This window comes from Pseudomonas sp. S1_G07, from assembly GCF_054668565.1.
Window position 1 is genome coordinate 4914485 of the sequence record NZ_CP162778.1, and the last position, 26139, is coordinate 4940623.

General features: G+C 64.3%; 27 protein-coding genes. 1 reads left to right on the forward strand and 26 read right to left on the reverse strand.

The features are described 5' to 3' along the window. Nucleotides 1-5: 5 nt before the first annotated feature. The 13 genes from AB4O05_RS22255 to gspE all read right to left on the reverse strand — a co-directional run bounded on the left by AB4O05_RS22255 (nucleotide 6) and on the right by gspE (nucleotide 11990). Nucleotides 6-1331, reverse strand: a complete 1326-nt coding sequence (locus tag AB4O05_RS22255) for an NAD(P)/FAD-dependent oxidoreductase (RefSeq protein WP_460135263.1) — start codon at nucleotides 1329-1331, stop codon at nucleotides 6-8. Nucleotides 1332-1371: 40 nt separating this feature from the next. After that, entirely contained in the window at nucleotides 1372-2040 is a 669-nt protein-coding gene (locus tag AB4O05_RS22260; RefSeq protein WP_460135262.1) for a haloacid dehalogenase type II, read from the reverse strand. Nucleotides 2041-2372: 332 nt separating this feature from the next. Then, complete coding sequence (gene gspD, locus AB4O05_RS22265; RefSeq protein WP_460137519.1) at nucleotides 2373-4502, reverse strand: type II secretion system secretin GspD; 2130 nt, start codon at nucleotides 4500-4502, stop codon at nucleotides 2373-2375. Nucleotides 4503-4507: 5 nt separating this feature from the next. Further along, complete coding sequence (locus AB4O05_RS22270; protein WP_460135261.1) at nucleotides 4508-5026, reverse strand: hypothetical protein; 519 nt, start codon at nucleotides 5024-5026, stop codon at nucleotides 4508-4510. Beyond that, on the reverse strand, nucleotides 5023-5625 hold the full coding sequence (gene gspM, locus AB4O05_RS22275; RefSeq protein WP_460135260.1) for a type II secretion system protein GspM: 603 nt from the start codon (nucleotides 5623-5625) through the stop codon (nucleotides 5023-5025). The genes AB4O05_RS22270 and gspM overlap by 4 nt, the downstream gene beginning before the upstream one ends. Beyond that, a complete protein-coding gene (locus AB4O05_RS22280; protein WP_460135259.1) occupies nucleotides 5600-6592 on the reverse strand; it encodes a PilN domain-containing protein in 993 nt (330 codons plus the stop codon). The genes gspM and AB4O05_RS22280 overlap by 26 nt, the downstream gene beginning before the upstream one ends. After that, a complete protein-coding gene (locus AB4O05_RS22285; protein WP_460135258.1) occupies nucleotides 6589-7290 on the reverse strand; it encodes a type II secretion system minor pseudopilin GspK in 702 nt (233 codons plus the stop codon). The genes AB4O05_RS22280 and AB4O05_RS22285 overlap by 4 nt, the downstream gene beginning before the upstream one ends. Then, complete coding sequence (locus AB4O05_RS22290) at nucleotides 7287-7895, reverse strand: prepilin-type N-terminal cleavage/methylation domain-containing protein (RefSeq protein ID WP_460135256.1); 609 nt, start codon at nucleotides 7893-7895, stop codon at nucleotides 7287-7289. Before AB4O05_RS22290 ends, AB4O05_RS22285 begins: the two co-directional genes overlap by 4 nt. Further along, the gene (locus AB4O05_RS22295; protein WP_460135255.1) at nucleotides 7892-8224 is read right to left on the reverse strand and encodes a type II secretion system protein; all 333 of its coding nucleotides are present in this window, start codon (nucleotides 8222-8224) and stop codon (nucleotides 7892-7894) included. The genes AB4O05_RS22290 and AB4O05_RS22295 overlap by 4 nt, the downstream gene beginning before the upstream one ends. Next, the gene (locus AB4O05_RS22300) at nucleotides 8221-8646 is read right to left on the reverse strand and encodes a GspH/FimT family pseudopilin (RefSeq protein ID WP_460135254.1); all 426 of its coding nucleotides are present in this window, start codon (nucleotides 8644-8646) and stop codon (nucleotides 8221-8223) included. Before AB4O05_RS22300 ends, AB4O05_RS22295 begins: the two co-directional genes overlap by 4 nt. 7 nt (nucleotides 8647-8653) lie before the next feature. Then, entirely contained in the window at nucleotides 8654-9079 is a 426-nt protein-coding gene (gene gspG / locus AB4O05_RS22305; RefSeq protein ID WP_460135253.1) for a type II secretion system major pseudopilin GspG, read from the reverse strand. 20 nt (nucleotides 9080-9099) lie between these two features. Beyond that, nucleotides 9100-10296, reverse strand: coding sequence for a type II secretion system inner membrane protein GspF (gene gspF, locus AB4O05_RS22310; RefSeq protein ID WP_460135252.1), 1197 nt, complete (start codon nucleotides 10294-10296; stop codon nucleotides 9100-9102). Beyond that, on the reverse strand, nucleotides 10293-11990 hold the full coding sequence (gene gspE / locus AB4O05_RS22315) for a type II secretion system ATPase GspE (protein ID WP_460135251.1): 1698 nt from the start codon (nucleotides 11988-11990) through the stop codon (nucleotides 10293-10295). The genes gspF and gspE overlap by 4 nt, the downstream gene beginning before the upstream one ends. Before the next feature lie 265 nt (nucleotides 11991-12255). Between gspE and AB4O05_RS22320 the strand changes: the two genes are divergently transcribed. Continuing rightward, nucleotides 12256-12972 carry a M12 family metallopeptidase gene (locus AB4O05_RS22320; protein ID WP_460135250.1) on the forward strand — a complete coding sequence of 239 codons (717 nt, stop codon included), beginning with the start codon at nucleotides 12256-12258 and terminating at the stop codon, nucleotides 12970-12972. A gap of 27 nt (nucleotides 12973-12999) precedes the next feature. Here AB4O05_RS22320 and fecE read toward each other — a convergent pair whose 3' ends face one another. From fecE to AB4O05_RS22385, 13 genes are all read right to left on the reverse strand, one after another. Beyond that, on the reverse strand, nucleotides 13000-13785 hold the full coding sequence (gene fecE, locus AB4O05_RS22325; protein ID WP_460135249.1) for a Fe(3+) dicitrate ABC transporter ATP-binding protein FecE: 786 nt from the start codon (nucleotides 13783-13785) through the stop codon (nucleotides 13000-13002). Between the two features lie 4 nt (nucleotides 13786-13789). After that, a complete protein-coding gene (locus tag AB4O05_RS22330) occupies nucleotides 13790-14758 on the reverse strand; it encodes an iron chelate uptake ABC transporter family permease subunit (RefSeq protein WP_460135248.1) in 969 nt (322 codons plus the stop codon). Then, nucleotides 14755-15744 carry an iron-dicitrate ABC transporter permease FecC gene (fecC, locus tag AB4O05_RS22335; RefSeq protein WP_460135247.1) on the reverse strand — a complete coding sequence of 330 codons (990 nt, stop codon included), beginning with the start codon at nucleotides 15742-15744 and terminating at the stop codon, nucleotides 14755-14757. Before fecC ends, AB4O05_RS22330 begins: the two co-directional genes overlap by 4 nt. A gap of 2 nt (nucleotides 15745-15746) precedes the next feature. Then, nucleotides 15747-16661 (reverse strand): Fe(3+) dicitrate ABC transporter substrate-binding protein, encoded by a 915-nt coding sequence (locus AB4O05_RS22340; protein WP_460137518.1) that lies wholly within the window; start codon nucleotides 16659-16661, stop codon nucleotides 15747-15749. A gap of 332 nt (nucleotides 16662-16993) precedes the next feature. Further along, the gene (locus AB4O05_RS22345) at nucleotides 16994-19399 is read right to left on the reverse strand and encodes a TonB-dependent siderophore receptor (protein ID WP_460135246.1); all 2406 of its coding nucleotides are present in this window, start codon (nucleotides 19397-19399) and stop codon (nucleotides 16994-16996) included. A gap of 457 nt (nucleotides 19400-19856) precedes the next feature. After that, complete coding sequence (locus AB4O05_RS22350) at nucleotides 19857-21467, reverse strand: gamma-glutamyltransferase family protein (protein WP_460135245.1); 1611 nt, start codon at nucleotides 21465-21467, stop codon at nucleotides 19857-19859. Nucleotides 21468-21488: 21 nt separating this feature from the next. Beyond that, a complete protein-coding gene (locus tag AB4O05_RS22355; RefSeq protein ID WP_460135244.1) occupies nucleotides 21489-22268 on the reverse strand; it encodes an amino acid ABC transporter ATP-binding protein in 780 nt (259 codons plus the stop codon). Nucleotides 22269-22270: 2 nt separating this feature from the next. Further along, nucleotides 22271-23047, reverse strand: coding sequence for an amino acid ABC transporter permease (locus tag AB4O05_RS22360; protein WP_248078967.1), 777 nt, complete (start codon nucleotides 23045-23047; stop codon nucleotides 22271-22273). 12 nt (nucleotides 23048-23059) lie between these two features. Beyond that, nucleotides 23060-23869: an ABC transporter substrate-binding protein gene (locus AB4O05_RS22365; protein WP_460135243.1), complete on the reverse strand. Its 810-nt coding sequence runs from the start codon at nucleotides 23867-23869 to the stop codon at nucleotides 23060-23062. A gap of 63 nt (nucleotides 23870-23932) precedes the next feature. Continuing rightward, a complete protein-coding gene (locus AB4O05_RS22370) occupies nucleotides 23933-24601 on the reverse strand; it encodes a GntR family transcriptional regulator (protein WP_460135242.1) in 669 nt (222 codons plus the stop codon). Nucleotides 24602-24851: 250 nt separating this feature from the next. Further along, a complete protein-coding gene (locus AB4O05_RS22375) occupies nucleotides 24852-25295 on the reverse strand; it encodes a DUF421 domain-containing protein (RefSeq protein ID WP_460135241.1) in 444 nt (147 codons plus the stop codon). 8 nt (nucleotides 25296-25303) lie between these two features. Further along, nucleotides 25304-25822: a hypothetical protein gene (locus tag AB4O05_RS22380; RefSeq protein ID WP_460135240.1), complete on the reverse strand. Its 519-nt coding sequence runs from the start codon at nucleotides 25820-25822 to the stop codon at nucleotides 25304-25306. A gap of 14 nt (nucleotides 25823-25836) precedes the next feature. Next, the gene (locus AB4O05_RS22385) at nucleotides 25837-26058 is read right to left on the reverse strand and encodes a PLDc N-terminal domain-containing protein (protein ID WP_460135239.1); all 222 of its coding nucleotides are present in this window, start codon (nucleotides 26056-26058) and stop codon (nucleotides 25837-25839) included. Nucleotides 26059-26139: the final 81 nt, after the last annotated feature.

A 26139-nucleotide genomic window follows, 5' to 3' on the forward strand; every position in this document is an offset into this window, starting at 1 on the left:
TGCACTCAAAAGTCCGCCACTTTACCCCAGGCGGACGTTTGAAAACGGTCCGGATGATAGGGCTGCGGATCCACGATGGGGGCCATGCCGCTGACAATATCGGCAATCAGATGACCCGCGCCGGGGCCGATACCGAAACCATGCCCACTGAACCCCGCCGCGAGCACCAGCCCTGGCAGGCTGGCTATCTCGCCGATACCGGGAACGCCGTCTGGCGTGCTGTCCACATACCCGGCCCAGGCCGCCTTGATTGACGTGCCCTGCAAGGCCGGCACCAGCTCCACCGCGCGCTTGTAGGTCAACGCAACCGTCGACGCATCCGCGCTTGGATCGAGAATTCGCATGCGCTCCATCGGCGTGGGCTGGTCAAGGCGCCAGCGTTTCCAGCTTTCGTGACCCGCGCGCCAGCCTTCCAGCCCACCCGGCGCGAGGTTGCGCCAGCGGCGCTGGAACATCGGCAGAAATTGCGTGGAGAACTTCAGCAACTGCGGGGTAACGTCGACCCGCCCGCGACCGCTGATCGCCAGGGTGTAGCTGCCATCGAAGCGACGGGTCATGGACGCGCCGACGGTATGCAGTGCGCTGGGAATTTCTTCACTCGGCGCGGTGACCGACAGCACGGTCTGACGAATCGTCGCCTGCGGGAAACGGATGCCGTACTGGCGGCAGAACGAGGACGCCCACGCGCCGGCGGCAAGCACCGCGAGCCGGGTGCGGATGGTGCCTTTTTCGGTGACCACCGCCGACAATCGCCCGCCTTCGGTCTCCACACCGCGCACGGCGCATTCCTGATGCACGCTACCGCCCAGCGCCATGATCGCGCGTGCGACCGCCGGGGCTGCGCGGGAAGGATCGGCGATGCCATCGGTGGGCGCAAACACTCCGCCCTTCCAAGCCTTGCCAGTCGCCCGGCCGCGCTCCGCGGCCTGCTCGGCGGTGAGCATCTGGGTCTGCACATTGACGGTACGCGCAAACTCACCCCAGCGCGCCCACCCTTCCAACTCTTGCTCATTGTTGCTCAGGTAGAGCAGGCCGCACCGGCTAAAACCAGTCTGCTCACCCGTTTGCGCGGCGAATTGATCCCACAGTTCCAGGCTTTTGGTGGCCATCGGCAACTCGCGCGCATCGCGGTTCTGCTGACGGCACCAACCCCAGTTACGGCTGGATTGCTCGGCGCCTATGCGACCCTTTTCCACCAGTGCGACCTTCATGCCGCGCCTGGCCAGGTAATAGGCGGTAAACGCGCCGATGATGCCGCCACCGATCACGACCACATCGGCCTGCGTCGGTAGATCGGTGGAGGTTTGCACGGAAATTAAAGGTGCTGGCATGTTCTGGGTATCCGTATGGGGTCGGAAAAGTGACCTGAGACTAAAGCCCGACCAACCCGGCCAGCCCGCCGATATCCGGGATCTGGTGGTAGCCGAAGGCAGCATTGGCGGGCTGTTCATGCCCGCGGGCGACGAAGGCTTTGTGTTTGATCTTCATATCGTGGGCCGACATCAGGTCATAGCGGAAGCTCGACGAAACGTGCAGTACCTCTTCCGGCCCGCAGCCAAGGCTATCGAGCATGAATTCGAACGCCGCCAAACGTGGTTTGTAGGCTTGGGCCTGCTGGGCGGTGAAGACCTTGTGAAACGGTGCACCGAGCTTGTCGACGTTGGACATGATCTGCTCGTCCATGGCGTTGGAGAAAATCACCAGGGGAATCTTGTCGGCGATTTTCGCCAGGCCCGCCGGCACGTCAGGGTGCGGGCCCCAGGTCGGTACGGCCGCGTAGTACACCTGGCCTTCGTCGCGGTATTCGATACCCCAACGTTTGCACGTACGCGCCAGGGCCGTGCTGAGAATCTGGTCATACGGCTGCCAGTCGCCCATCACCTGGTCCAGGCGATAGGCCGCGTAGTCTTTGATGAACTGCTCCATTCGCTCAGCCGGCACGCGATCGGCGAACAGCTCGCGCGTCAGCGCTGCGGTTTTGAAATTGGTCAAGGTGCCGTAGCAGTCAAAGGTGATGTACTTGGGGCGAAGAAAATTCATGAATGCGGTCCTGAATGAGTGATGAGGTCATGACGGTGCAAGCCGCTGCTCGGTGCCAGGCATCGGTTCCTCATGGATTTATTACACCACCATGAAGCCGTGCATCAGCGCTTAAACATAAGGGTTACTTGGTACAAACCACCGTTTAACAGGCCCGCCCCAGCAGACTTTGCCGAGACGGGGCCTGGGCACTACAACGCGGCGAAAGCGCTTTCCAAGGCATCAAGCAGCCGACCCGCTTCCCTTGCCGTCCAGATCAAGGGTGGGCGAATTTTCAAAATGCTCGCATCGGGCCCGGTGGCGGAAATGAGCGCTGGCAAGGGATCGAACCTTCAGTGTCGGGCCGGGCGCAACAACTGCATCTGCTGGCGATAATCATCCGTCACCTGCCGCGCCTGGCTGCTGCTGGTGATCACCCTCGGCGTAATCAGCACGATCAGCTCAGTGCGGTCCTTGGACTTGCTGGTATTGCCAAACAACCAGCGCAGACCGGGAATCTTCCCAAGATACGGCACGGCACTGACCGACTCCGCGTTGTCCTGCTTGATCAAGCCCCCCAGCAGCACCGTCTGCCCACTTTGCACGGCCACTTGGGTCGACACCGAGCGCGTGGAAATACGCGGGTTGACCGGCGTATCACCGCTGCTGCTCTGGTTCTCGGCGTCACTGACCTGCTGCTGGATGTCCATGTACACCAGGCCACCCGGATTGATGCGCGGCACCACGTCGAGGATCACCCCGGTCTGCACGTATTCGACGCTGCTCAAGGTGGTGTCGGCGTCGCCGGTGTTCACCGTGGTCTGGCTGATGGGGATGTTGTCACCCACCTGGATCTGCGCCGGCTGGTTGTTCATCACCACCAGTGACGGCGCCGACAGCACCTGGGTGCGGCCATTGGTTTCCAGGGCGTGCAAGGCCACTTGCAGGTTGGCGCTGACGAACGAATAAAACAACGAATCCGTGGCCCCCAGCCCCGCCCCGCCACCGCCCAACGCGCCCTGGCTGCCGGAGGCGTTGGCCACCGTGGTACTGGCGGAATTGCCCGCCAGACGCCCCAGGTACCACTGCACCCCTAGGTCCAATTCACCAGTGAGTTTGACTTCGAGGATGCGGGTCTCGATCTGCACCTGCAGCGGCGGGTTGTCGAGGCGCTTGATTGCCGCTTCGATCTCCTTCCACTGCGCCGGCCGAGTGCGCACCAGCAGCTGGTTGCTGCTCTTTTGCGCGGTGATGCGGGTGCCGGCCTCCAGGCTTTTATCCGGTGTGACGTCTGGGGCGTCGGGCGCGGTTTCGGGCTCGTCGGCGGCCATTGGCGGGGTGTTTTGCAAACCGCCGGTGTTGCCGTTGAGCGACGACAAGGTGGTGGTGCGCAGCCCCGGCGCCACCTTGGCCGGCGTGTCGTCCTTGATCGCGCCGTTGCCGTAGATCTGCCGCAGGTATTTGGCGAGGTCGGCGGCCTTCATATTGCGCACGTCGTACACGTACATCTGCGGCTCGTTGCCACCGCCCTCGTCGATGGTGCGAATCCAGTCGCCCACTTCGCTGAGGTACTGCGGCTGGGAAGAAATCGCCACCACCGAATTGGTGCGCTCGACCGGCAAGAAACGCAGCATGCCCGCCAACGGCATGCCGCTGTCCGGGCCGAACATGCTCTGCAGCTCCGGCATCAGCTCGGCCACCGAGGCGCGTTGCAGGCCGAAGACAGCCACCGACATGCCCTTGAGCCAGTCCACATCAAAGGTGTCGATGGTGTCCTGGTAGTTGGCCAGCTCCTCCGGGGTGCCGGCCAGGCTGAGGATATTACGGGCCGGATCCACCAGCAAAAACGCATTTTCACGGGCGAAGGGCTTGAGCAGTTTCTGCATCTCGGTGGCCGAGATATAGCGCAACGCAAACAGCCGCGCCGAGAGCCCGCTGGTGGGCTGCGCCACGCGCATCTGCGGCACCAGTTTGCCCGCCACCGCCTGGTTGGCCGGCAGGATCACATAGCGGTTGCCCTGTTTGATCATGGCGTTGTCGGTCCAGGACAACAGGGTTTCGAGGATCGACAGCGCTTGTTGCTTGTCCACCGGTTTGGAGGTGGAAAAGCTGACGTTGCCTTTGACGCCCTGGGCAATGCTGTAGTTCTCGTGCAGCAGGTCGCCCATCACGCTGTTGATCACGGCCTCGATGGGCTGGTCGGCAAAATTGAACACGATGTCGCCGCCCTGCTCTTTCGCATCGGGCGTGGCGATGGGGGCGCGCACGAACTGCTGGTTGCCACGAATCAACTGGCGCGACGGCGGTGCCGGGGTCGCCGGTTGCGGGCTCTCGGCCACGGGTGCCTCAGTCGGTGGGCGCTGTGAGCCGGTGCCCTGCATGGCTTCGTGCAGCAGGTCATCGTCCGCGTCCATGCGCTCGGGCAAAGATCCACAGCCGCCCAGGACGAGGGCGGTGGCCAGGCAAAACGTTGAGGTGCGCATATCGATCAAGGGAGGGGCTCGCGGGGCAAAGTGATGGGTGGCCGATTGGCCGGCGGCGGCAGGCGCTTGGCGTAGAGGCTCAAGGTCTGCGTGCGGCCGCCCTGGGCAAAACGGGCGTATTGCGGGGTGAGTTGTTCCAGGCGCCAGCCGTTGGGCAGGGTCTGGCCGAGGCGAAGGGTCAACGCCGGGCCATCGGCCTGTTTGAGCATGGCCATTTTCAGGTTGCCGGTGATCAGGATGCCGCTCAGGGTCAGGTTGGCCAGGCTCGTTACCTGGGCGTTGCCCACCACGCGGTCCGGGCTGCGATCAGGGCTGAACAGGGGCGCCTGCCAGGTGGCGGCGAGGTTTTCCAGGGCGACGCTGGGTGCCACCCGCACGCTGGCGGTGGGATGGGCGCGCGCGACGGGTTCGGGCAGCCACCGGGGTTCATCGCCGATGCTGCTGAGGATCACCGCCATCAGCACGCCCAGCGCGCCGGCCAGCCCCAGCCAGCCCCATTCCAGGGGGCGCAACGGGCCGATCATGGTGCCACCCGCGCCGGTTGCAGGTAGCCGCGCACCAGCAGGTTCACCACCAGTTTCCCTGCCCCGCCGCGCGCGGGTGCCTCGCGGCTGCGCCGGATGCGCAGTTCATCGACGAACAGGAAAGGCGGCTGATATTCCAGCGCATGCAGGATCGCGGTCAGCGGTTCAATGGCACAGTCGAGGGTCAGGCTGACCTTGACCTGCCGATACGGCTCGCCATCATCCTGCTCCGGGGTGATGGGCTTGCGCTGGCGGAGGCTGCAGCCGCCACCGAGGCTGGCGTGGCTGTTGATCAGGTCGGCGAGACGTTGCATAAGGTCAGCGGCGACCACATCAGGGTCGTCCCCCGGCAGCAGGCTGCTATTGCTGGCCGGATCCTGGCGCGCCTGTTCCAGTTGCTGGCGCAGGGCATCGCGCTGGCGCAGCACGCCGGCATAGCGTTGTTGCTGCTCGCGCAGTTGCTCGGCCTGCTCGCCCATGTCGCGCAGGGGCCCGGCAAACCAGCTGTCGATCAACAGCCAGTACGCCGCGCCGACGACCATGGCCAACAGCAGCAAGGCCGCGCCACGACGTTCACGGGGTGTGAGAGGTCGGCGCATCGGCGGCCTCCTGGCGTAGGTGGGCACGCAAGGCAAACTGATCCTTGCCGGTGCGCGCATCGGGTTGGATCACCCCTTCGAAGCGGGCGTTTTCCAGACTGTGGCAGCCCTTGATGCGGGTGATCAGCGCGCTGGCCTTAGCGCTTTGCCCGGACATGGAGATTTCACCGTCCTTGACGTCCAGCTGGTCGAGCCAGGTGTCGGCGGGCAGGCAGGTACTCAGGTCGTTGAGCAGCGCGGCCAGGGGCGGCTGCGCCAGTTTGCGGCGGCTCAAATACTGCGCCGCGCCGCGGGTCGTGAGCAGTTGCTGGCGCAGCGCGTGCACCTCGGCGACCTGGGCTTTTTGCTGCTGGACGCTGCTTTGCATGGCGTCCAGCACGCGCTGGCGGTCGTTGAGCCACAGCAGCATTGCCGCAATCGCCAGGGCACCGCACAGCCACGGCAGGCTGCGTTGCAGGTCCTTGCCCGCCGGGCGTTGACGCGGGCGCAACGGCGCGGGCAGCAGGTCGATGCCCAGGTCCGCCACGTCCACGCGGTGCGGCTGCAGGCCGAGGGCGGCGCAGTCGCCGAGGATCTGGTCCAGGCGTTCGCGCAGGATCGCCACCAGGGTCACCTCAAGGTGGGTGGGCGTGCGCCGTTCCTGGCGGGCGACGAAGTACAGCTGTTCGGCGTCGAACGGGGTGTAGCGGTCCAACTCATAACCGACCACGGCGCTGAGATTGCGTGCGGCGGCCAGGGGCAGTTGCACGGTTTGCCGCAGCACGGCGTCAGGCGCGAGCATCAGCACCTGGCGCGCGTTGCTCGCCGTGACCGGCTGCGTCAGCGGCCAATGATGGATGCGCTCCGGCGGTTCGTGGAGCGTCAGCCAGCCCGGCACACAGGCGCGCAGTTCCGCGAGCCACAGGCGCCAGCCTTGTTGCAGCAAGCTGCCGCGCCAGTGCCGGGCAATGGGTTCGAGTCGATTCATTCTTGCCACCGCAATACCCGATAGGGTTGTGCGCTGTCCTCCGTGGGGCTCAATAAAACCGTGACTTGCAGACGTGCCTGATAACCGCCGGGGCGCGTGGCGCGGCTGTCGACCACCAGCACCTCGCCGGGGTCGATGCCTTCGGCGTTCTGCCGTGGCAGGTTCAGCGCCTTGCGCATCAGCGGGCTGGCGAAGGCCGGGGCGGGGCGATCCAGGTCGCTCCATAAGGTCATCTCGGGCAGCAATTGGCTGTACAGCGCCTGGGTCATGCCGGGCAGTCGACGCACCTCTTCCAGCACCCGAAACGGCGCCAGGCCTTGCTTGCGTCGCGCCTCAAGCGCCTTGACCAGCTGCGTGGCCTCGGCCTGGGTGGCACCGCAGGCCAGGGCCAGGCGCATCAGGTCCTCGGCCTCGGCGTTGACCAGGTACAGCTTGCCGCGCTCGCTGCGTACGCTGACCCGCACCTGCGCGTCATCAAAACTCAGGGCCATGTCCCGCCCATCGGCCACCCAGCGCCGGTCGGCCATGGCCAGGGCGATACCGGCTTCGGCGGCCAATACTGTCTGGGTGTGCTGGCGAAACCACAGGGCCTGGCGACTTTCCAACTGCACCCAGCCGGCGAGGCCACCGAGCAACACACTGAGCAAGGCCAGCACCCACAACACCAGCAGCAGGGCTGCACCGCATTGGCGCTTCATTCTTCGACACTCGCGCTGGCCAGGTTCAGGCGCAGGGCGATCACCTGGGTCACCCAGGGCACCGGCCCGTCGACGCTGGCGGCGATGCGCACGGCATAGGGCAGGCGTTTGGGCCAGGGCCAGGCACTGATCCAGCCGGTCGGCTGGCCCAGCGGCGACAGGCCGCGATAGCTGAACTGCACCTGCGCAAGGTTTTTCAGCAGCACCTGCGGCGCTTCGCGGGAGCGGTCGGTGTGGGTCTCCAACTGCGCGAACGCCACCTGCAGGTCCTGCCCGACCCGTTGCACGGTGAAGCGCTGAATCCCACCGCCGAGCACGCCGGGCAAGGTCGCCACAAACTGCAAGCGCTCGGCGGTGCCCAGAAAGAAACCCTCGGCCTGGCTGTCATCCTCAGGGACATCCAACGGCAGCGCTTCGCTGATCGCCGTGCGCAAAAACTGTTGGGCGGCGCGCATCTCATCCAGGCTCACGGTGTAGCGCTGGGCCTTGGACACCGCTCGGTTGGCCCCCAGCAACGCCCCGCCCACCAGCACCAGCAACACCGAGAGCAAACTCAGCACCACGAGGATTTCCAGCAAGGTGAAGCCCTGCTCGCGGCGCGTCACAGGCGCGCCTTCAAGGTGCTGAAACGGGCCTGGTGCGGGCCCTCGCTGACAATCAGGTCGAGGCGAAACAGCCGGGCCTGTTGCCGTGCGCAGGTCAGTTGCCAGTGGATGCCATCCAGTTCGCCCTGGCTGACCCCTTCGACCAACGGACCCGAGGTTTCCTGGTCCAGCACGCTGAGCGCCGCATGGGTCAGCCGGTCGCTGTGGGCGACTTGCGCCAACGAGCGCGCGCTCTGGCCGAAAGCGACCAGCAGCACCGTGCTGCACACCGCCATCAGCGTCAGCGCGGCGAGCATTTCGAGCAAGGTGAAGCCCGCTTGACGCTTCATGGCAGCGCCTTGGACTGCACGCTGCCGGTCAACCAACCGATATCGATGCGCCAACGTCGGCTGCCGTTGGCCAGCACCAGGTGGCCGCCGGTAGAGCTGCCGTCGGGGTAAAACGCCACGGCCGGGCCCAACTGTTCGGCGGTGTGCAGCGTCACGCCAAGCCCGGCCGGCCAGTGTTGCGGCGCACGCCCCGGAACCAGGAAAGCACGGCGCGGCAGGTCGAATTCGGTGCGCGCCGCCGTGCCGCTGACAATCGCCGCAGCCCGCGTGGTGCGCAGCGCATCGACGATCTGGCCGACGGCACGACGCTCCTTGGCCACCTGCAACCCCTGGCGCACGCCCAGCCCCAACAACCCGGCGGCGATGCTGATCAACAGGATGACCACCAGCATCTCCAGCAGGGTGAAGCCGCGCTGCGCCATGGCGCGGTTACTCCCAATTGCCCAGGTCGGCGCTGTAGCCTTCGCCGCCCGCCTGGCCGTCCTGACCATAGAAGATCAGGTCGAACGCGCCGTGCTCACCCGGGAAGCGGTAACCGAAGGCATGCCCGAACGGGTCCTTGAGGTCCGACGGTTTGGCATACGGCCCGGCCCAGCTGGAGGCGTTGGCGGGTTTGTCCAGCAGCTGTTGCAGGTTGTTGGGCGGCGCGCCGACGTCGAGCGCGTAGCTGTCGACTTTCATGCTCAGGCTGGCCAGTTGCGCCTTGCCCGCGCCGTATTTGCCCTTGTCCACATTACCGCCGACCTGGCGCACCACAATGGTGGCGACAATGCCCAGCAGCACGATCACCGCGAGCATTTCCAGCAGGGTGAAACCGCCTTGGCGGCGTGGGGGTCTGGCGCGCAGATGTCGCATCGGTCTAGCTCCTTGAAGGTTCATATATGGCTGGTCAGGCTCATCAGCGGCAGCATGATCGCGAGCATGATCACCGCCACCAGTACGGCCATGACCAGGGTCAGCGATGGCACCAGCGCGGCGAGCAGGCGGTCGATACCGCGTTTGGCTTCGACGTCGAACACGTTGGCGACCTTGAGCAGCATGCTGTCCAGTTCACCGGCCTGTTCGCCGACTTCAATCATTTGCAGGGCCAGGTCCGGTAGCAGCGGCCGGGTACCGAATGCACTGGCCAGGGTACCGCCGGCTTTTACCGACTCCGCCGCATCGGCCACCTGGGCTTGCAGGGCGCGGTTGCTGCAGACCTGCCGGGCAATCACCAGCGCGGGCAGCAATGCCACACCATTGCTGAGCAAGGTGCCCAGGGTGCGCGACAGGCGCGCCGCCTCGACCCGTTGCAGCAGCGGGCCCGTCACGCGCAGGCCGAGCAGGCGCCGGTCGAAACGTTCACGACGGCGTGGCTCACGCAGGCTGGCGAGCACGCCCCACAGCGTCGCCACCGACCCGGCCAACACCCACAGCCCGTAGGCGTCGAGGAACTGGCCGAGGGCGAGAATCACCTCGGTGATCAGCGGGATCGGCACGCCGAGGTCCTGGAAGATCGGCACGAACTGCGGCACCACATAGGCCAGCAACAGCGCCAGCGAACCCAACACCCCCACTACAAGGAACGCCGGGTAGATCAGTGCATTGATCACCTCGCCGCGCAGCAACTGGCTGCGCTCCAGGTAGTCGCTGAGTTGGCGCAGGGTGCTTTCCAGCGCGCCACCGGCCTCACCGGCGCGCACCATGCTCAGGTACAGCGGCGAGAAGCTGCCGCCCTCTTCGTCCAGCGCGGCCGATAACGGTTTGCCGGCCTTGACGTGCTCGCGGATGCGTTCGATCAGCGCGCGCACCTGGGGTGGGCCGGGTTGCCGCAGCAACAGGCTCAATGCGCGCTCAAGGGGCTGGCCGGCGCCGAGCAGCGTCGCCAGTTGCTGGGTGAAACTCACCAGCGCGGCGCCCTTCAACTGCCCGCGCGCGTTGCGCAGCCAGGGGCTGCCGGCCGTTTCGAGCTGCAGCAGCAACCAGCCACGCTTGTGCAGGGCGGCCACGGCGGCGGCGTGGTCCTCGGCTTCCAGCGTGCCTTTCTGGGCAACGCCCTGGCTGTCCAGGGCGCGAAACTTGAACAGGCTCACGCGCCGTCTCCACGGGTCACGCGCAGCACTTCTTCCAGCGAGGTCACGCCGGCCAGGGCCTGGCGCAGGCCTTCTTCGTACAAGGTGCGCAAACCGGCGCGGCGCGCGGCCTGCTCCAGGGTGGCGGCGTCGGCGTGGCGCATCAACAAGCCGCGCACTTCATCGTTCATCACCAGCAATTCGGTGATGGCGCTGCGACCGTGGTAATCGCCGCGGTAGAGCAGGATCGGGCGTTGCTCGGTCAGGCGATCCAGGCCATGTTCGGCGATCAAGGCCGGCGGTGCTTCGAAGGCGGCGCGCGTGGCCGGGTCCAGGCGCCGCACCAGGCGCTGGGCGAGGATGCCGGTGACGGTCGAGGCGATCAGGTAACTTTCCACCCCCATGTCCAGCAGTCGCGTGATGCTCGCGGCGGCGCTGTTGGTGTGCAAGGTCGAGAGCACCAGGTGGCCGGTCAGGGAGGATTGGATGGCGATGCGGCAGGTTTCCAGGTCACGGATTTCGCCGATCATGATCACGTCCGGGTCCTGGCGCACGATGGAGCGCAGCGCACCGGCAAAGTCCAGGCCGATGGCGGGCTTGACCTGGATCTGGTTGATCCCTTCAAGCTGATACTCCACCGGGTCTTCCACGGTGATGATCTTGCGTTCGGCGGTGTTGAGCCGCGCCAGCGCGGTGTACAGCGTGGTGGTTTTGCCGGAGCCGGTGGGCCCGGTCACCAGCAGGATGCCGTGGGGGCGCTCCAGCACATCGAGAAAGCTGGCCAGGCGTTCGCCGTCAAAGCCCAGGCTGGGGAAGTCGAACTGCACGGTCTGGCGGTCGAGCAGGCGCATCACCACCGATTCGCCGAAGCTGGTGGGCACCGTGGACACGCGCAGATCCAGCTCTTTGCCCTGGATGCGCAGCATGATGCGCCCGTCCTGGGGCAGCCGCCGTTCGGCGATGTCCAGGCGCGCCATGATCTTCACCCGCGAGATCACCGCCGCCGACAGGCTGGCCGGCGGCGCCTCGGCGTCGTGCAGCACGCCGTCGATGCGGTAGCGCACCTTGAGCTGGTGTTCGAAGGGTTCGATATGGATATCCGAGGCGCGCTGTTCCACCGCGCGTTGCAGGATCAGGTTGACCAGGCGAATCACCGGCGCTTCGGAGGCCATGTCCTTGAGGTGTTCGATGTCTTCCAGCGCGCCGCCCTGCTCATCGAGGTTTTCGATCAGGGTGCCCATGGCGGAACGGCCCTGACCGTAATAGCGTTCGATCAGACTGTCGACTTCGGTGCGCGGGCCGATGGCCAGCCACACCGGCACCTGGCACGCATAGGCCAGGGCCTGGAACGGGTACAACTGCGCCGGGTTGGCCGCCAGTACGCGCAGGCCGCCGTGGCTCCAGCCCATGGGCACTACCTGGTAATGGCGCATGAAACGCTCGGTCAATGCCGGCAATGGGTCGAGCAACGGCGGCGCGGCATCGGCCAACAACAGCGGTGCATCGAGCAGCGCGGCCCAGGCGCGTGCCAGTTCGATCTCGGAGACCAGCCCCAGGCGCGTGAGCAGGCCAAGCAAGTCAGTGCCGTCAGCGGATAAACGCCGGGCCCGTTCCAGGTCGGCACTTTTCAAGCCAGCCTGCGCGGTCAGCCATGCGCACACCTGGGCGGTGTCCGGGATGTGCATCTGGCAGGCATCGATAGGGGCTGACGGCATGGTTTGAAGTATCTGGTTGCGAGAAAGTATGGCTATTTGAAACTACTGAACAATGCCAGTAGTTCGCCATGACGGGGAGTTGGGTTAACCGGTTAATCGACTGGAAGTTGCAAGGCTAGTTCCGGAAGAGAGGGCAATTAAATCAATAACATCGCGCCAAACTCACGGCGGCGGTCATAACTTCACACACCCGAGATGGAACGCTCACTGCCTCCCGAGCGAATCAAGCACCAGATACAGCCTTGATTACATAGAGGAAAACGCCGTGATCACTTCTAACCCCTATCCCGTAACCGCCCAGTTGCCTCGCACGCCGTCAATCGAAAGCGCCGACAGTACCCATCAGCCTGAACGGCTCTCAAGAAGCCGGCGCAATATCGGTGAGCCAGCAAAATACTGGCCACAGAACAGCACGCTGAAAATTGCCCTATATGAGTACGAAATGGATGATCCTTACGTACTGGCTATCAAAAAAGCCGCCAGCGAATGGTTGCCTCATATCAATCTCAAGTTCGAATTCGTGTCCGGGGAAGAGGGGCATGTGCGTATCACCCAGAACCTGCCCGGTGATGAAGGTGGCCGCTCATCAATAGGCAACGATGCACTGAACGCCGGGCCTGGGATGCCCACCATGAGCCTGCCGCGGGACCACACCACGCCTTCCTTTGCGCACACGGTGCTGCACGAGTTCGGGCACATGCTGGGAGCCCACCACGCGCACCAGCACCCCGATGCCAATATCCCGTGGGACCAGAAGAGCCTCAATAAGCGCTTCACACCGCAACAGGCGCAAAACAACTTCCTGCCCCTGCCCCGCGGTGGCACCTACGATTTCTTGCCGTACGACGAGGACTCGGCCATGCATTACTCCATTGATCCTGAATGGACCACGGACAAAAACCTGTTTCACTCAAGAAATTCGATGCTCAGCACAGGCGATATTGCCTGGGCGAGGAAGGCTTACCCGAAAGCCCACGCCTGAGCCCGCACCCAGGGTGCTCTGACTGCGTCAGGCGCGGGCGCTTTTTTCAACCACGCACATTGGCGTGCCCGACACGGGCTCCCTGAGGATCTGTACTTGCACCTGAAATACCTGGCGCATCAGCTCGGCACTGATCACGGCCGCGGGCGCGCCATTGGCCACCAGCCGGCCGCCATGCATCACCGCCAGGTGGTCGGCGTAGCGGCAGGCCTGGTTGATGTCGTGGAGCACGGTGATCACGGTCTTGCCTTCGGCGGCCAGCTCGCCCATCAGGTCGAGCAGTTCGACCTGGTGGCTGATATCGAGATAGGTGGTGGGTTCATCCAGCAACACCACCGGCGCGTTCTGCGCCAGCACCATGGCCAGCCACGCGCGTTGGCGCTGGCCGCCGGACAAGTCCGCCAGGGCACGGTCGGCCAGGGTGTCCAGTTCCAGGCGTTGCATGGCCTGGCTCACCTGTAACTGATCGTTGCCACTCAGGCGCCCCCACAGCGAGTTATGCGGGCTGCGCCCATAAGCGACCAGTTGGCGCACGCTGACGCCCTCCGGCACCGGCAACACCTGGGGCAAAAACGCGATCTGCCGGGCCAATTGGCGCGCGGACAAACTGGCGTAGGCCTGGCCATCCAGGCTCAACTCACCCTGACTGGGTTTGAGCATGCGCGCAAAGGCCTTGAGCAAGGTGGACTTGCCGCAGCCATTGGGGCCGATCAACGCGGTGACCTTTCCCGCCGGCGGCGTAAACGACAGCCCACGCACGATGGGTGTGGCGCCATAGCCGATGTCCAGCTCGCGTGCTTGCAGAATACTCATGTCATCAGCCCTTGAACCGTGCCAGCAACCAAAGAAAATAAGGTGCGCCGATCACCGCCGTGAGCACCCCGGCGGGGATTTCGCTGGGCGCGATCAACGTGCGCCCGAGGGTGTCGGCCAGCACCAGCAGCAGTGCGCCAATCAGCATCGCCGCCGGCAGCAGGTACTGGTGATGCCCGCCCACCAGGCGCCGCGCCATGTGCGGTGCGACCAGACCGATAAATCCGATCGGCCCGATCACCCCCACGCCCAGGCTGGTGAGCAACACCGCGCAGGCCATCGCCAGCCAGCGTGTGCGGCCGAGCGCAGTGCCGAGGCTGTGGGCGGCTTCATCGCCGAGGGCGATCAGGTTCAGCGGTTTGGCCAGGCACAGCCCCAGGGGCATCAGCACCAGGAACGGCAACAGCAGCGTCACATGGTGCCAATTGCGGCTCCACAGGCTGCCGGTGAGGGCGAGCAAGGCGGTGTTGATGTCCAGCGGGTGGGAGAGGATCAGGAACTCGGTGATGCTCGATAACGTCACCGCAATCGCCACCCCGGACAACGCGAAACGCACCCCGGAAAAACTCACGCCGCTGTTGTACAGCGCCAGCAGCAAGGCGCCGCCGGCACCGCCCAGGCAGGCCACCAACGGCAGCCAGGCAATCGGCACATGCGGCCAGCTGATGATCGCCACGGTCAGCGCCAGCCCCGCGCCCTGGGTCACACCGAGGATTTCCGGCGAGGCCAGCGGGTTGCGGATCACGCCCTGCACAATCGCCCCGGCCAGGCCAAAGGCACAACCGGCGAGGATGGCAATCAGGCTGCGCGGCAGGCGGTGGTTCCACACTTCAAAGTCGAGCGCATCGTGGGCCAGCAAGCGCTCGAGCACGCTGGCGGGCTTGAGCCACAGGGTGCCGGCACTGAGGCTGACGAAAGTCGCCAGGAGCAACAGGCCGAGCAGCAGCCACAGGCGAAAACGGGGGTGGATCATAGGGCGCGCCTGGCAAGGAACAGAAAAAATGGCGCACCGATCAACGCGGTGACCACCCCGGCCGGGGTTTCCACCGGGAAGGCCACGGCCCGGCTGAGCAGGTCGGCGCCGAGCACGATCACCGCGCCCAGGGCCGCGCTCAACGGGATCAGCCAGCGGTAATCGTTACCGAGGAACTGGCGCAGGATATTCGGCGCGACCAGCCCCACGAAGCCAATCGGGCCGACCGCGCAGACACTGGCGCCGACCAGCAACAGGCTGGCGACAAATACCTGTAAACGCAGGCTGGCGATGCCCACGCCCAACGAGCGGGCGGCGTCTTCGCCGAGGTTGATCAGGTTCAGCCGCGGCGCGCACCACAGCGCCCACAGGCCGCCGATCAAGGTGCAGGGCCAGAGCCATTGCAGTTGGGCCGCACCGACGTTGGCCAAAGAGCCCGCCAGCCAGTTCAGGATGCTTTGCGCCTGGGCCTCGACCAGAATCACCGTGAGCCGGGTCAACGCGGCACACAACGCCGCCACGGCAACCCCGGCCAAGACCAGGCGCCCCTGGGCCGTGGTCGGCGACCAGGCGCCGCCGAGGCTGAACACCGTGACCCAGGCCAGCGCGCCACCCAGGCAGGTCATCAACAGCGCGCCACCGGCAAACGGCGGCGCGACCAACCCCGTGGAAAACACCGCCAACCCCAACGCCGCCCCCGCCGTCACGCCAAACAGTGAGGGCGAAGCCAGGCGGTTGCGGGTAATGCCCTGCATCAACGCGCCGGCCAGGCCCAGGCAGGCGCCGACCAACGCCGCGCACAGCGCGCGCGGCACGCGCAACTGGGCGACGATGTAGGCCATATTGCCGCCCACGCTGCCCTGGTGCGCCAGGCCATTCCACGCATCGGTCGCGGTGATCGTGAACGGTGACCAGCTGTACAACGACAGCCAGAACAACCCGGCGCCGAGCAGCACAATGCCCGCCGCCGCGAGGCTGCGCGCCATGTTTATTGGCTCACGACGGCTTTACCGCCCTTGAGAATCGCCAGGGCGTCTTCGGCAATCTGCTCCGACGCCAGCACGCCGCGGTTACGCGCCCAGCTGTCGCCATCCACCTCGGCGACATGCTGGTTGCGCACCGCGCCAAGCACTTGCCACAGCGGCTGCCTGCTCCAGGCATCGACGATGCTCGGGCGCCGGTAATGGCCGACCAGCAACCAACCCGGGTCCAGCGCCAACAGCTGCTCCAGGCTGACAAATTCGGTAGGCGCGGCATTGGCACGTACCGAGGGAACCTTCAGGCCGATGGCTTCGAGCACGCTGCCGGCGTAGGAGTCCGGGCCGTGCACGGAAAAGCTGTCTTCGCGGGCGACGCCAAACAACACACTGGCACCGGCGGGGATCTGCCGGGCGATCTTTTTCAGGTTTTCCCGGTTTTGCGCGATGCGCGCGTCCATCTGCGCGCTTTTGCCCAAGGCCTTGCCGATCAACTCGGCGGACTTGAGGCTGCCCTGGTAATCCTCACCGCGCGACGGCAGCAACAGGGTCGGCGCAATGCTCGCCAGGTCGCTGTACAGCGCCTGGTGGCGGTTGAGGTCGGCGACGATCAGGTCCGGCTTGAGCCGGGCGATTTCCTCAATGCTCGGTTGCGAACGCAGGCCCACGGATGTCCACTGGCCGATGGCCTGGCGCACACGCGGCAGCACGCGGTTGGCATCGCCATCATCGGCGGCGCCGACCGGGGTCACGCCCACGGCAGCGAGGCTGTCGAGAAAAGAGAACTCCAGCACCACCACGCGCTTGGGCGTATCCGGCAGATGCACGGCGTGCTGGCCGTCGTTGAGGTCGATCGGGGCAGCACTTGACAGGCTTGAAGACAACGCCAGCAGGCAGGCGGCAAGGATGGGGATGGAGCGCAGCATTCGCATGAAAATACCTTGGCGTTAAAACACCCCAGCTGGATGGCTGGGGAAAACGGCGGGTACTATTCCATATCGGGGCGGTGTGATCAAAAAACATTCTCATCAACCAACGCCTCGCCACCCGTGTCGAGCGGGCTCCTGTGGCGAGCGGGCTTGCCCCGCGTTGGGCTGCGTAGCAGCCCCAATCAAGTCAAATGCGGTGTATCAGGAACTCCTCAGCGCATGGTCTTGGGGCTGCTGCGCAGCCCAACGCGGGGCAAGCCCGCTCGCCACAGGTACAGTGTTCCTTCTTAACTGACTGGCATTGGGTCAGGCCCGCTCGTCACACAGTATTAGAAGTCGACGGTGGCAGACAGCAGGTAGGTGCGCGGGGTCGACAGGGTCAGCCCCGGCTCGCTGTCATCCGATGCGCCGGCCGAGCTCCAGTAACGCTTGTCGGCGACGTTCTCCACATTCGCGCGCAGGGTGATGTGCTTGTCGTCGACCTTGAAGGCGTAGCGGGCGCCGACGTCGATACGGTTCCAGGCGTCGATTTCCTTGACGTTGGACTGGTCCAAGTATTGGGAACTGGAGTGGATGCCACGGCTGGTCAGGGTCAGGCCTTCGAGGGTCGGTACGTCCCACTCGGCACCGAGATTGACGTTGTACTTGGGCGTGGCCGGTGCGCGGTTGCCGTCCCAGGCACCATTGGTGGTGTCCTTCAATTTGCTGTCGATGTACATCACACCGCCGAGCAAGCGCACGCCATTGAGGGGTTCGCCGAACACGCTCAGTTCCGCACCGGTGTTCTGGCGCTTGCCATTGGGACCAAACAGCTGGGAGGTGGTGTTGGTCTCATAGGCCGGTTGCTTGATGCGGAACACCGCGGCGGTGACGGCGAAGGCGCCGGCATCGTATTTGGCGCCCACTTCCACCTGGCGACTGATAAACGGCGGGAAGATCTGGTCTTCGTTGCGCGACGTGGACGGTGCGATCTTGCCCTGGCTCAACCCTTCCATGTAGTTGGCGTACAGCGACAGCTTGTCGGTGGCTTTGAACAGCAGGCCACCCGAAGGCGAGATCTTTTCTTCATCGTAGTTGGTCTTGCCTTTGATGCCGTTGCTCCAGTCGTCCACGACCACCCGCTGCCAGCGCGCGCCGAGGGTGAGCAACAGGCGGTCATCGAAGAAGCCCAGGGTGTCGGACAAGGCCACGCCGCTGAATGTGTTCTCGGTGTAGACCTTCGCATCCTGGCGCGTGGCCACGGACGGCGTCGGGGTTTGCACGGGGTTGTAGAGATTGCTCGATGCGTTCGCATAACGCGCACCGCCGTTGGTGAAGTCCATATAGAAATAGCTGGCGGCCAGGTTGACCTCATGACTCACCGGCCCGGTGTGGAACCAGTTACGTACCCCGGCCGTGGCGGTGCGGACGTTTTCATCGCGGGTGAAATCCCGCGGCGAGACGATAAACGCGCCGGCTGCGTTACTGACCGACACCGCATGGCGAAGGAACTCGTGGTTACTTTTGCGCGCGCCCACACCGCCGTAGAGCATCACCGAATCGCTGAGGTCATATTCGGCATTCACCGTACCGAAGGTGTCCTTGGTGCGCGCCTTGCTCCAGGACTGCGCGTAGTTGCGGCGTACATCGTTGGCACTGGGCACCGGCGCGGCGGCCGCTACCTGCACACGCTCCTGCGGCGCATCGGTGTCCCGCTCGGTGTGGCCGATATCGGTGGACAGGCGCAGGCGCTCGCCACGGAAATCCAGGCCCAGCACGGCCATCTCACGGTCGACGCTCTGGTGGTCCCATTCGGTATCGCCGGCCTGTTTCACGCCGTTGAAGCGCAGGCCGAACTGGTTGTCCTCGCCGAACCGCCGCCCCACGTCTACCGCGCCACCGGCCTGGCTGTCCGACGCCCAGGTGCCGGTCAATGACGTGATGTCCTTGTCAGTGGCGCGCTTGGGCACCACGTTGATGCCACCGCCCACGCTGCCGCGCGGCGAGATGCCGTTGATCAACTGGGTGGGACCTTTGAAGATGTCGACGCGGTCGGCCATTTCCATGTCGATGGTGTAGGTGGGCAGCACGCCGTAAAGGCCGTTGTACGACACATCACTGTTGAACAGGCTGAAGCCGCGAATGGTGAACTGTTCGTAACGCCCGCCGGCCGGGTTAGTGGCGCGTACCGAGGGGTCGCTGGCGATCAGGTCGCCGAGGGTGCGCGCCTGCTGGTTTTTCACTGCGTCCTGGGTGTAGGTGGTCATGCTGAACGGCGTATCCATAAAGTCGCGCGTGCCGAGCAAACCTTGCGAGCCACGGCGCGCCACTTGCCCACCGGCGTAGGTGTCGCCGTCGTACAGGCCGGTGGTGCCAAGGATGGAGGTGGGCGCCAGTTCCAGGCTGCCACCGTCCGGCACCGGCACCAGCCTGTACGCCTGCTCGCCCATCGACTGCAACTGCAGGCCGGAACCTTGCAGCAAGCGCGCGAAGCCCTCTTCCACAGCGTACTCGCCAGACAAACCGCTGCTGCTGCGCCCGCTGACCAGCGCCGGTTCCACCGATAGGTTGACCCCCGCCAACCCGGCGAAACGGGTCAACGCGGCCGTAAGGCTGCCGGCCGGCACCTGATAGCTGCGCCTGGCGGCGGCCTCTTCGGCAAAGCCGAACGGAACGAACAGTGGGCTGGCGCTGAGGCTCAGCATCAGGCTCAGTTTGAGCAACGGGCGCAAGTGCAAAGGGACGACGACGGGCATTGGGAAAGCTCTCGATTTTGTTCACTTGCCTGGAATGACAGGCGAGGTGAAAAAAAGGGACAGACTTCGGCCAATGCCGATCAGCTAAACCATAAAGCGAGCATCGATAACCCGTGAACAGGGGCGCACGCCCCTGCCCGAATGCCAGTCAGTTAAGCGCAGATCCACTGTGGGAGCTGATTTTAAAGGGTTAAAACTTCACCCTAAGACCCTGAGTCTTGTATAGCCATTTCAGTCGACCGCATTTTTGTGGCGAGCGGGCTTGCCCCAATGCTGTTCAGTTAAGGCTTTTTGGAGCGAGGGGGACGCCTAGTTCTTGCTCGCGAAGAACTCAGGGCCACCGCGCTTATCGAGAATGAACGCGTTGCCTGGGCGTTTTTCGCGAGCAAGCTCGCTCCTACAGGTTACTGTGTGCTCGTTCTATCTCTTAACTGACTGGCATTAGCCCCTGCCCCGCCTACCACGCGGCAATATGCGAGTCGGCCCTCGGCTCGGTGCCGCCGCACAGCACACCGCTGACCGGGTCGCGCAGGATGATCTGCCCACGCCCGTAGTCGGTCAGGTCGCTGTCGGTCTGCACCTTGTGCCCGCGCCGCGCCAGCGCATTGACCAGGTCGCGCGAAGCGCCATGTTCGATGCCGACCTTCATGTCGCCCAGCCATTGCCAGCGCGGTGCGTCCAGGGCCGCTTGCGGGTTGAGGCCGAAGTCCACCAGGTTCATGACCATCTGCACATGGCCCTGGGGCTGCATGTAGCCGCCCATCACGCCGAACGGGCCAAGGGCCTGACCGTTTTTGGTGAGGAAGCCGGGGATAATGGTGTGGAAGGTTTTCTTGCCCGGCGCCAGGCAGTTGGCGTGGGCTGGGTCGAGGCTGAACTCATACCCGCGATTCTGCAGCGCGATGCCGCTGTCGGGCAGTACCACGCCGGAGCCGCAGCCGTGGTAGTTGCTCTGGATGAACGAGACCATATTGCCTTCGGCATCCGCGGTGGCCAGGTACACCGTGCCGCTGGCGTGGGGGTCGCCGGGTTTGGGTGGCTGCGCCTGTTCGCCGATCTGGCTGCGGCGGCGGGTGCTGTAGTCGTCGCTGAGCAGGTCGGCCACTGCCACGCGCATGTGCGCCGGGTCGGTGATGTAATGCAGGCCGTCGCTGTAGGCGAGCTTCATCGCTTCCAACTGACGATGCCAGGTTTGCTGGCTGTCGCGGTGATCGAAGTCGAAGCCTTCGAGGATTTTCAGCGCCATCAGCGCGATCAGGCCCTGGCCGCTGGGCGGGATCTCCCAGACGTCCACGCCACGGTAGTTGATGTGGATCGGCTCCACCCACTGCGCGCGATAATCCTTGAGATCACTGGCGCGCAGGTAGCCGCCGGTGGCGCGTGAATGCGCATCCAGGCGCTCGGCCAGGGCGCCGCGATAGAAGCTTTCGCAGCGGGTGGCGGCGAGTTCTTCCAGGGTGCGGGCCTGGGCCGGGTTGCGGAAAATCTCCCCGGCGCGTGGCGCGCGGCCGTCAATCAGGAACGTGTCGAACCAGGCCCGCAGCACGTCGTCGCGGTGCGGGCTGAATTCGTTCAAGGCGATCTGCCATTGATGCGCGACCACCGGCGACAGCGGGAAACCATCGCGCGCCAGGCTGATCGCCGGTTGCAGCAACTCGGCAAACGGCAACTTGCCGAAGCGTTGCGACAGTTCGGCCCAGGCCGATGGGCAGCCCGGCACGGTGACGGGGGTCCAGCCATATACCGGCATCTGCTCGTGCCCCGCCGCCTTGACCGCCTCGATACTCAGGGACGCCGGCGCGTGGCCGTTGCCGTTGAGGCCGTGCAACTGGCCCTTGCACCAGACCAAGGCAAACGCATCGCCGCCCAGGCCGCAGCCGGTAGGCTCCACCACCGTCAAGGCGGCCGCCGTGGCGATGGCGGCATCAATCGCGTTGCCGCCCTTTTGCATGATCTGGATACCGGCCTGGGCCGCCAGCGGCTGCGACGCCGCGACCATGCCGCGCTTGGCAAACACACTTTGGCGTTGCGACGGATAGGGGTATTCGTGAGCAGAAAATTTCAACATGGCAAAGGCTCTTCAAAAAAGTCATAACACGCGGCTGAGAAACGCCCGGGTACGCGGATGGCTGGGGTGGCTGAAAATCTGTTCCGGCGGGCCCTGCTCGATGAGTTCGCCCTGGTCGAGCACCACCACGCGGTCGGCCACTTCACGGGCAAAGCCCATTTCATGGGTGACCACCACCATGGTCATGCCCTCCTCGGCCAGTTCCTTCATCACCTGCAAGACCTCGCCGACGGTTTCCGGGTCGAGGGCGCTGGTGGGTTCGTCGAACAGCATCGCCTGAGGTTTCATCGCCAGCGCACGGGCAATCGCCACCCGTTGCTGCTGGCCACCGGAGAGCATCGACGGGTAATGGCTGGCCTTGTCCGCCAGGCCGACCCGCGCCAGCAAGCCGCGAGCCTGTTCCAGCGCCTGGGCACGCGGCACGCCGAGCACCTGGATCGGCGCTTCGATGATGTTTTCCAATGCGGTCATGTGCGGGAACAGGTTGAAACGCTGGAACACCATGCCGATGTCGCGGCGCTGACGGGCGATGTTGCGCTCCGAATCGCGCACCAGACTGCCATCGGCGCGTTCGCGATATCCCATGGCGCGGCCGTTGACGCGAATGCGCCCGCCCTGGATGTCTTCGAGCAGGTTGATACAGCGGATAAAGGTGGTCTTGCCGGAGCCGGAGGCGCCGATCAGCACCACCACTTCACCGCGTCGTACTTGCAGGGAAATACCTTTGAGGATCTGCAACTCGCCGAACGATTTCTGAACATCCAGAGCCTCAATGATCAGCTCTTCACTTTGGTGCGCCATGGTTAACGTCCCCTCAGCAGTTTCAGGGTGCTGCGCCCGAACATGCGGCTGGCGGCCGGCGGTGGCGCCGAAGGCCGGTCGGACTGGCCGAAGCGGTTTTCGAGCCAGCGCTGGAAAAAGCCCCACAGGGTAGTCAGCGTCAGGAAGTACAGGGCAACCACCAGGTACAGCTCGAAGACGCGGAAGGTCGCCGAGGTGATCATCTGCGTGCTGAGCAGCAGCTCCTGCACACCGATCACGCTGACCAGGGTGGTGTTCTTGAGCATCACGTTGAACTCATTGCCCAGCGGCGGCACGATCACGCGAAACGCCTGGGGCAGCACGATGCGCCGCATCAGCTTGCCGAACCCCATGCCCAGGGAACGTCCGGCTTCGTACTGGCCCTTGTCCACCGCGCCGATGCCGGCGCGGATGATTTCGGCCATGTACGCGCCTTCGTTGAGGCCCAGGGCGATGATGGCCGCCTGGATATTGCCGGGCACGATCAGGCCGAACAGCTCGATGTCTTCGAAGCGGAAGATCCCGCCCGCTGCCAGTGCGGTGTACAAAAACACGATCTGCACCAGCAAGGGCGTACCGCGCATCAGCCACACGTAAAAGCGCACCGGCAGGTGCAACAGCGGGTTCTTCGACAAGCGCAACAGCGCCGCCGCCAGGCCCAGCGCACAACCGAGCAACATCGCCAGCACGCTGATCAGGCACGTCAGCCACAGCCCGGTGAGGTACACCCCACTGGGTTGCAGCAGGTACTGCCAGAACACATCCCAATTGAAATTCATCGTTGTAGAACCTCAGTCGAGTGTGTCGCTGCTGACATGCCATTTGTTGAGCAATTGCACATAGCTGCCGTCGCTGCGCATGTCGCTGATGATCTGCTGCACGGCGGCGGTCAGTTGCGGATCGTCCTTGCGCATGCCCAGGCCGGTGAGGATGCGGCTGAACGCGGGCACGCCTTCCTGGAACAGCTCCGGGGCCATCGCCGCGTAGTAGCCGGCGGTTTCCACGGTGGTGCCGTAGGCATCGACCTGGCTGATGCGCAGGGCCTGGAAGGCATCGGTGTCGGTGTTGTAGACCACCAGTTTCATCGGTGGCTTGCCGGCCTTGACCAGGCTGTCGTTCTGGGTGTCGAGCAGAGTCTTGATGGTGGAGCCGTTGAGCACCGCCACCTTGTGCGTGGACAGGTCATCCAGGGTCTTGATGCCCTTGGGGTTGCCCTTGGGCACTACCACCGACTGGCTGGAGTACATGTAGTTGACGATGTCGATCACTTGCCGGCGCTCAGGCTTGTCGAACAACTGGTCGACGATCATGTCGCACTGCTGGGCGAGCAACGCCGGCACCAGCCCGGAGAACGGAATCACCCGCCATTGCACGGTTTTATTGCCCAGGCGCTTGGCGATTTCCAGGCCCAGGTCGACGGTGAGCCCGCGCGGTTTCTGGGCTTCGTCGAAGGACACCAGGGGCGGTGAATCCATCCCCGAGCAGTAGGTGAGCTTGTCGACTTTCTGCAGGCGCTCCGGCACTTGGGGCGCGGCAAACGCCCATTGCGTACAGAGACCAAGGGTTACAGCCATCAGCAAGGCGCGGCGTTGTTTATGCATGACCAGACACTCCAGTTCGTTAAATAACGGGGCAGGACTCAACGTCAAAACACAGCAGTTTTCTTATTGTTCGGATTGCAGGAATTGAATCAGCGCCGGCACGGTGCCTTCGATGTGTTCGCGCACCACCGCTTCGGCGCGGGCGGCGTCGCCGGCGCGGATCGCGTCGAGGATCACCGCGTGCTCCTGGCGCGCGCTGAGGGGCTTTTCGCTATGTTGCAGCCACAAGCGCATGGGCGCTTCCACCAGCGAATACAGCGCCGAAATCTGCTTCATCAAGCGCGGGCGGCCGCTGAAGCTGCACAGCTTTTCATGGAAGGCACGGTGGCGACTGACCCACGCGGCGCCTTCATCACGGTAGTCATCCATCTCGTCGAGCAGGCGCTCCAGCGCGGCAAGTTGACGCTCGCCAATCCGGCTGACCGCGACGCGTACCGCCAGGCCCTCGAGGGCGCTGCGCATCTCGAACACTTCGTGCAGCTCGTCGATATCCAGGCCGCTGACGATGGCGCCACGGTTGGGCCGCAAGGTCACCAGGCCCTGGGCATCCAGGCGGCGGAAAGCTTCGCGTACCGGCATGCGGCTCATGCCGATCTCGCTGGCGATGTCTTCAGCGATCAGCCGGTCGCCTTTGCGGTAGCGGCCACTGCAAATGGCGCCAAGCAGGAAGTTATAGGCCTCCTCCTCGGCGGTCAGAGGCTGGCGGTCAACATAAGCAGGGGCAAATTGCATTGGCAGCACCTTCTGAATTTTTGTATCCAATTATCCACAGATACAAAAAAGCAGGATGCGTGCCAACTGCCGCAGCGCGAGCCAAGTGTTTGATTCTGATGAAAGAGCTCACGCAGGCAGAGCGGCTTGCGCACAGGCGGCGTAGGAATGTGCTACCAAATGGCTCAGAAAACGCCCCAATTCCGGGCAGCGGGATCACCAGTAACACTGCGACAAAGGGCGGTGCACTGTGCGGTGTGAAGGTACCCAGTTATTCATAGGGGATTACAGATATCTTGCCGTTGCGCTCAAGAATCGCAAACTTGATCTGCTTGACCTCGAGAATGCCCTGGGCCGAACGCGCGGCTTCGAGAATGTCGTCTTCGTCTAATCGCACCCGCTTGAGCCGTTCGTAGAGCACGTGGCCGTGCTCTACCAGCACGGTCGGCCCGCCGTCCACCAGGCGAGAGAACCAGGGTGAACGTTGTTTTATCAGTGACAAACCGATGTCGATGGCGATGAGCGTGGCGATGACCAGAACCGCGTTGGTCAACGAGAAATCGTCACCCAACAGCGCCTGCTGAGTGGCCTCGCCGATGACCATCAGCAGCACCAGATCGAAGGTCGTAAGCTCCGCCAGAGAGCGCCGGCCAGCAATCTTGAACAGCACCATCAATACCAGGTAAATGGCTGCCGCGCGCAATACCGAGTCCATGGCCGCACCTAGGGGTAAATGAATTGAGAGAGGCGCACGGATGCGCTGTGTTGTGGCAGTGCTACCTGAGTATCAAAGCGGCCCACACCGTCGCTGCGCAGGGCCAGGTGCAGCACCGCCTGCCCGTGGTTATCGCCGAGCACCCAAAATGTCACGCCCTCGCCCGCCGCACTCGCCTTGATCGGGGGTGGCTGGAGCATTTCAACCTCGAACCCACGCAGCCACTCGCCCTTGATCTGCACCTCAAGCACTTCACGCGCCCTGCCAGCGATATGAATCACCAGCACATCGGAGGCCCCATTGCGCAGGAACCGCTGATATTCCACGCGCAAGCTGCCGTCGGCACTGCGCGTTTCAGCAGTACTCAAAGGCCCCTTGGAGAACAGGCCCGCCACTGTCAGCCCGATGAGCAGCAGCAATGCATACCAGCCCACGCGCTCGAAGCGCCAGACCTTGTGTTGCAAGGCCATGTCTTCCCGGACCGGATAGCAGCGGTCACGCAGATCGCCGGGCGCTGGTTCCTTCATATGCCGCCCTCGCTTCAGCCCTTGCTATGCTCTGCAGAGGACGGGCCTTTGGTGACACCGCGAGGGCCAGCAATGGCCCATATCGCCAGCCCTGCAAAAGGCAGCAGCACTACCACCGCGGTCCATCCCGCTTTGCTTGTCGATGAGTTGTCGCTTCGCCATACACTGTTGAGCACCCACAGGTCGAGCAACACCAGAATGACCGCCAGGCCGATCCAGAAATACAGGGTTTGCATAAGACACCTCCAGTGTTATGCCTCATTAGGTTGCGGGAAAACTGGCCAGGTTCAGTTTTTTTTGAGTGGCGCCGCGGGGGA

Bases quoted from the DNA above. Each gene is read 5' to 3' on its own strand.
- AB4O05_RS22270 (WP_460135261.1), bottom strand. From the start codon at position 5,026: ATGATCGGCCCGTTGCGCCCCCTGGAATGGGGCTGGCTGGGGCTGGCC.
- AB4O05_RS22340 (WP_460137518.1), bottom strand. From the start codon at position 16,661: ATGCTGCGCTCCATCCCCATCCTTGCCGCCTGCCTGCTGGCGTTGTCT.
- AB4O05_RS22255 (WP_460135263.1), bottom strand. From the start codon at position 1,331: ATGCCAGCACCTTTAATTTCCGTGCAAACCTCCACCGATCTACCGACG.
- AB4O05_RS22375 (WP_460135241.1), bottom strand. From the start codon at position 25,295: ATGGACTCGGTATTGCGCGCGGCAGCCATTTACCTGGTATTGATGGTG.
- AB4O05_RS22370 (WP_460135242.1), bottom strand. From the start codon at position 24,601: ATGCAATTTGCCCCTGCTTATGTTGACCGCCAGCCTCTGACCGCCGAG.
- AB4O05_RS22380 (WP_460135240.1), bottom strand. From the start codon at position 25,822: ATGAAGGAACCAGCGCCCGGCGATCTGCGTGACCGCTGCTATCCGGTC.
- AB4O05_RS22345 (WP_460135246.1), bottom strand. From the start codon at position 19,399: ATGCCCGTCGTCGTCCCTTTGCACTTGCGCCCGTTGCTCAAACTGAGC.
- AB4O05_RS22260 (WP_460135262.1), bottom strand. From the start codon at position 2,040: ATGAATTTTCTTCGCCCCAAGTACATCACCTTTGACTGCTACGGCACC.
- AB4O05_RS22280 (WP_460135259.1), bottom strand. From the start codon at position 6,592: ATGAATCGACTCGAACCCATTGCCCGGCACTGGCGCGGCAGCTTGCTG.
- AB4O05_RS22330 (WP_460135248.1), bottom strand. From the start codon at position 14,758: ATGATCCACCCCCGTTTTCGCCTGTGGCTGCTGCTCGGCCTGTTGCTC.
- gspM (WP_460135260.1), bottom strand. From the start codon at position 5,625: ATGCGCCGACCTCTCACACCCCGTGAACGTCGTGGCGCGGCCTTGCTG.
- AB4O05_RS22360 (WP_248078967.1), bottom strand. From the start codon at position 23,047: ATGAATTTCAATTGGGATGTGTTCTGGCAGTACCTGCTGCAACCCAGT.
- fecC (WP_460135247.1), bottom strand. From the start codon at position 15,744: ATGGCGCGCAGCCTCGCGGCGGCGGGCATTGTGCTGCTCGGCGCCGGG.
- fecE (WP_460135249.1), bottom strand. From the start codon at position 13,785: ATGAGTATTCTGCAAGCACGCGAGCTGGACATCGGCTATGGCGCCACA.
- AB4O05_RS22300 (WP_460135254.1), bottom strand. From the start codon at position 8,646: ATGGCGCAGCGCGGCTTCACCCTGCTGGAGATGCTGGTGGTCATCCTG.
- gspE (WP_460135251.1), bottom strand. From the start codon at position 11,990: ATGCCGTCAGCCCCTATCGATGCCTGCCAGATGCACATCCCGGACACC.
- AB4O05_RS22295 (WP_460135255.1), bottom strand. From the start codon at position 8,224: ATGAAGCGTCAAGCGGGCTTCACCTTGCTCGAAATGCTCGCCGCGCTG.
- gspG (WP_460135253.1), bottom strand. From the start codon at position 9,079: ATGCGACATCTGCGCGCCAGACCCCCACGCCGCCAAGGCGGTTTCACC.
- gspD (WP_460137519.1), bottom strand. From the start codon at position 4,502: ATGCGCACCTCAACGTTTTGCCTGGCCACCGCCCTCGTCCTGGGCGGC.
- AB4O05_RS22285 (WP_460135258.1), bottom strand. From the start codon at position 7,290: ATGAAGCGCCAATGCGGTGCAGCCCTGCTGCTGGTGTTGTGGGTGCTG.
- AB4O05_RS22365 (WP_460135243.1), bottom strand. From the start codon at position 23,869: ATGCATAAACAACGCCGCGCCTTGCTGATGGCTGTAACCCTTGGTCTC.
- AB4O05_RS22350 (WP_460135245.1), bottom strand. From the start codon at position 21,467: ATGTTGAAATTTTCTGCTCACGAATACCCCTATCCGTCGCAACGCCAA.
- AB4O05_RS22355 (WP_460135244.1), bottom strand. From the start codon at position 22,268: ATGGCGCACCAAAGTGAAGAGCTGATCATTGAGGCTCTGGATGTTCAG.
- AB4O05_RS22385 (WP_460135239.1), bottom strand. From the start codon at position 26,058: ATGCAAACCCTGTATTTCTGGATCGGCCTGGCGGTCATTCTGGTGTTG.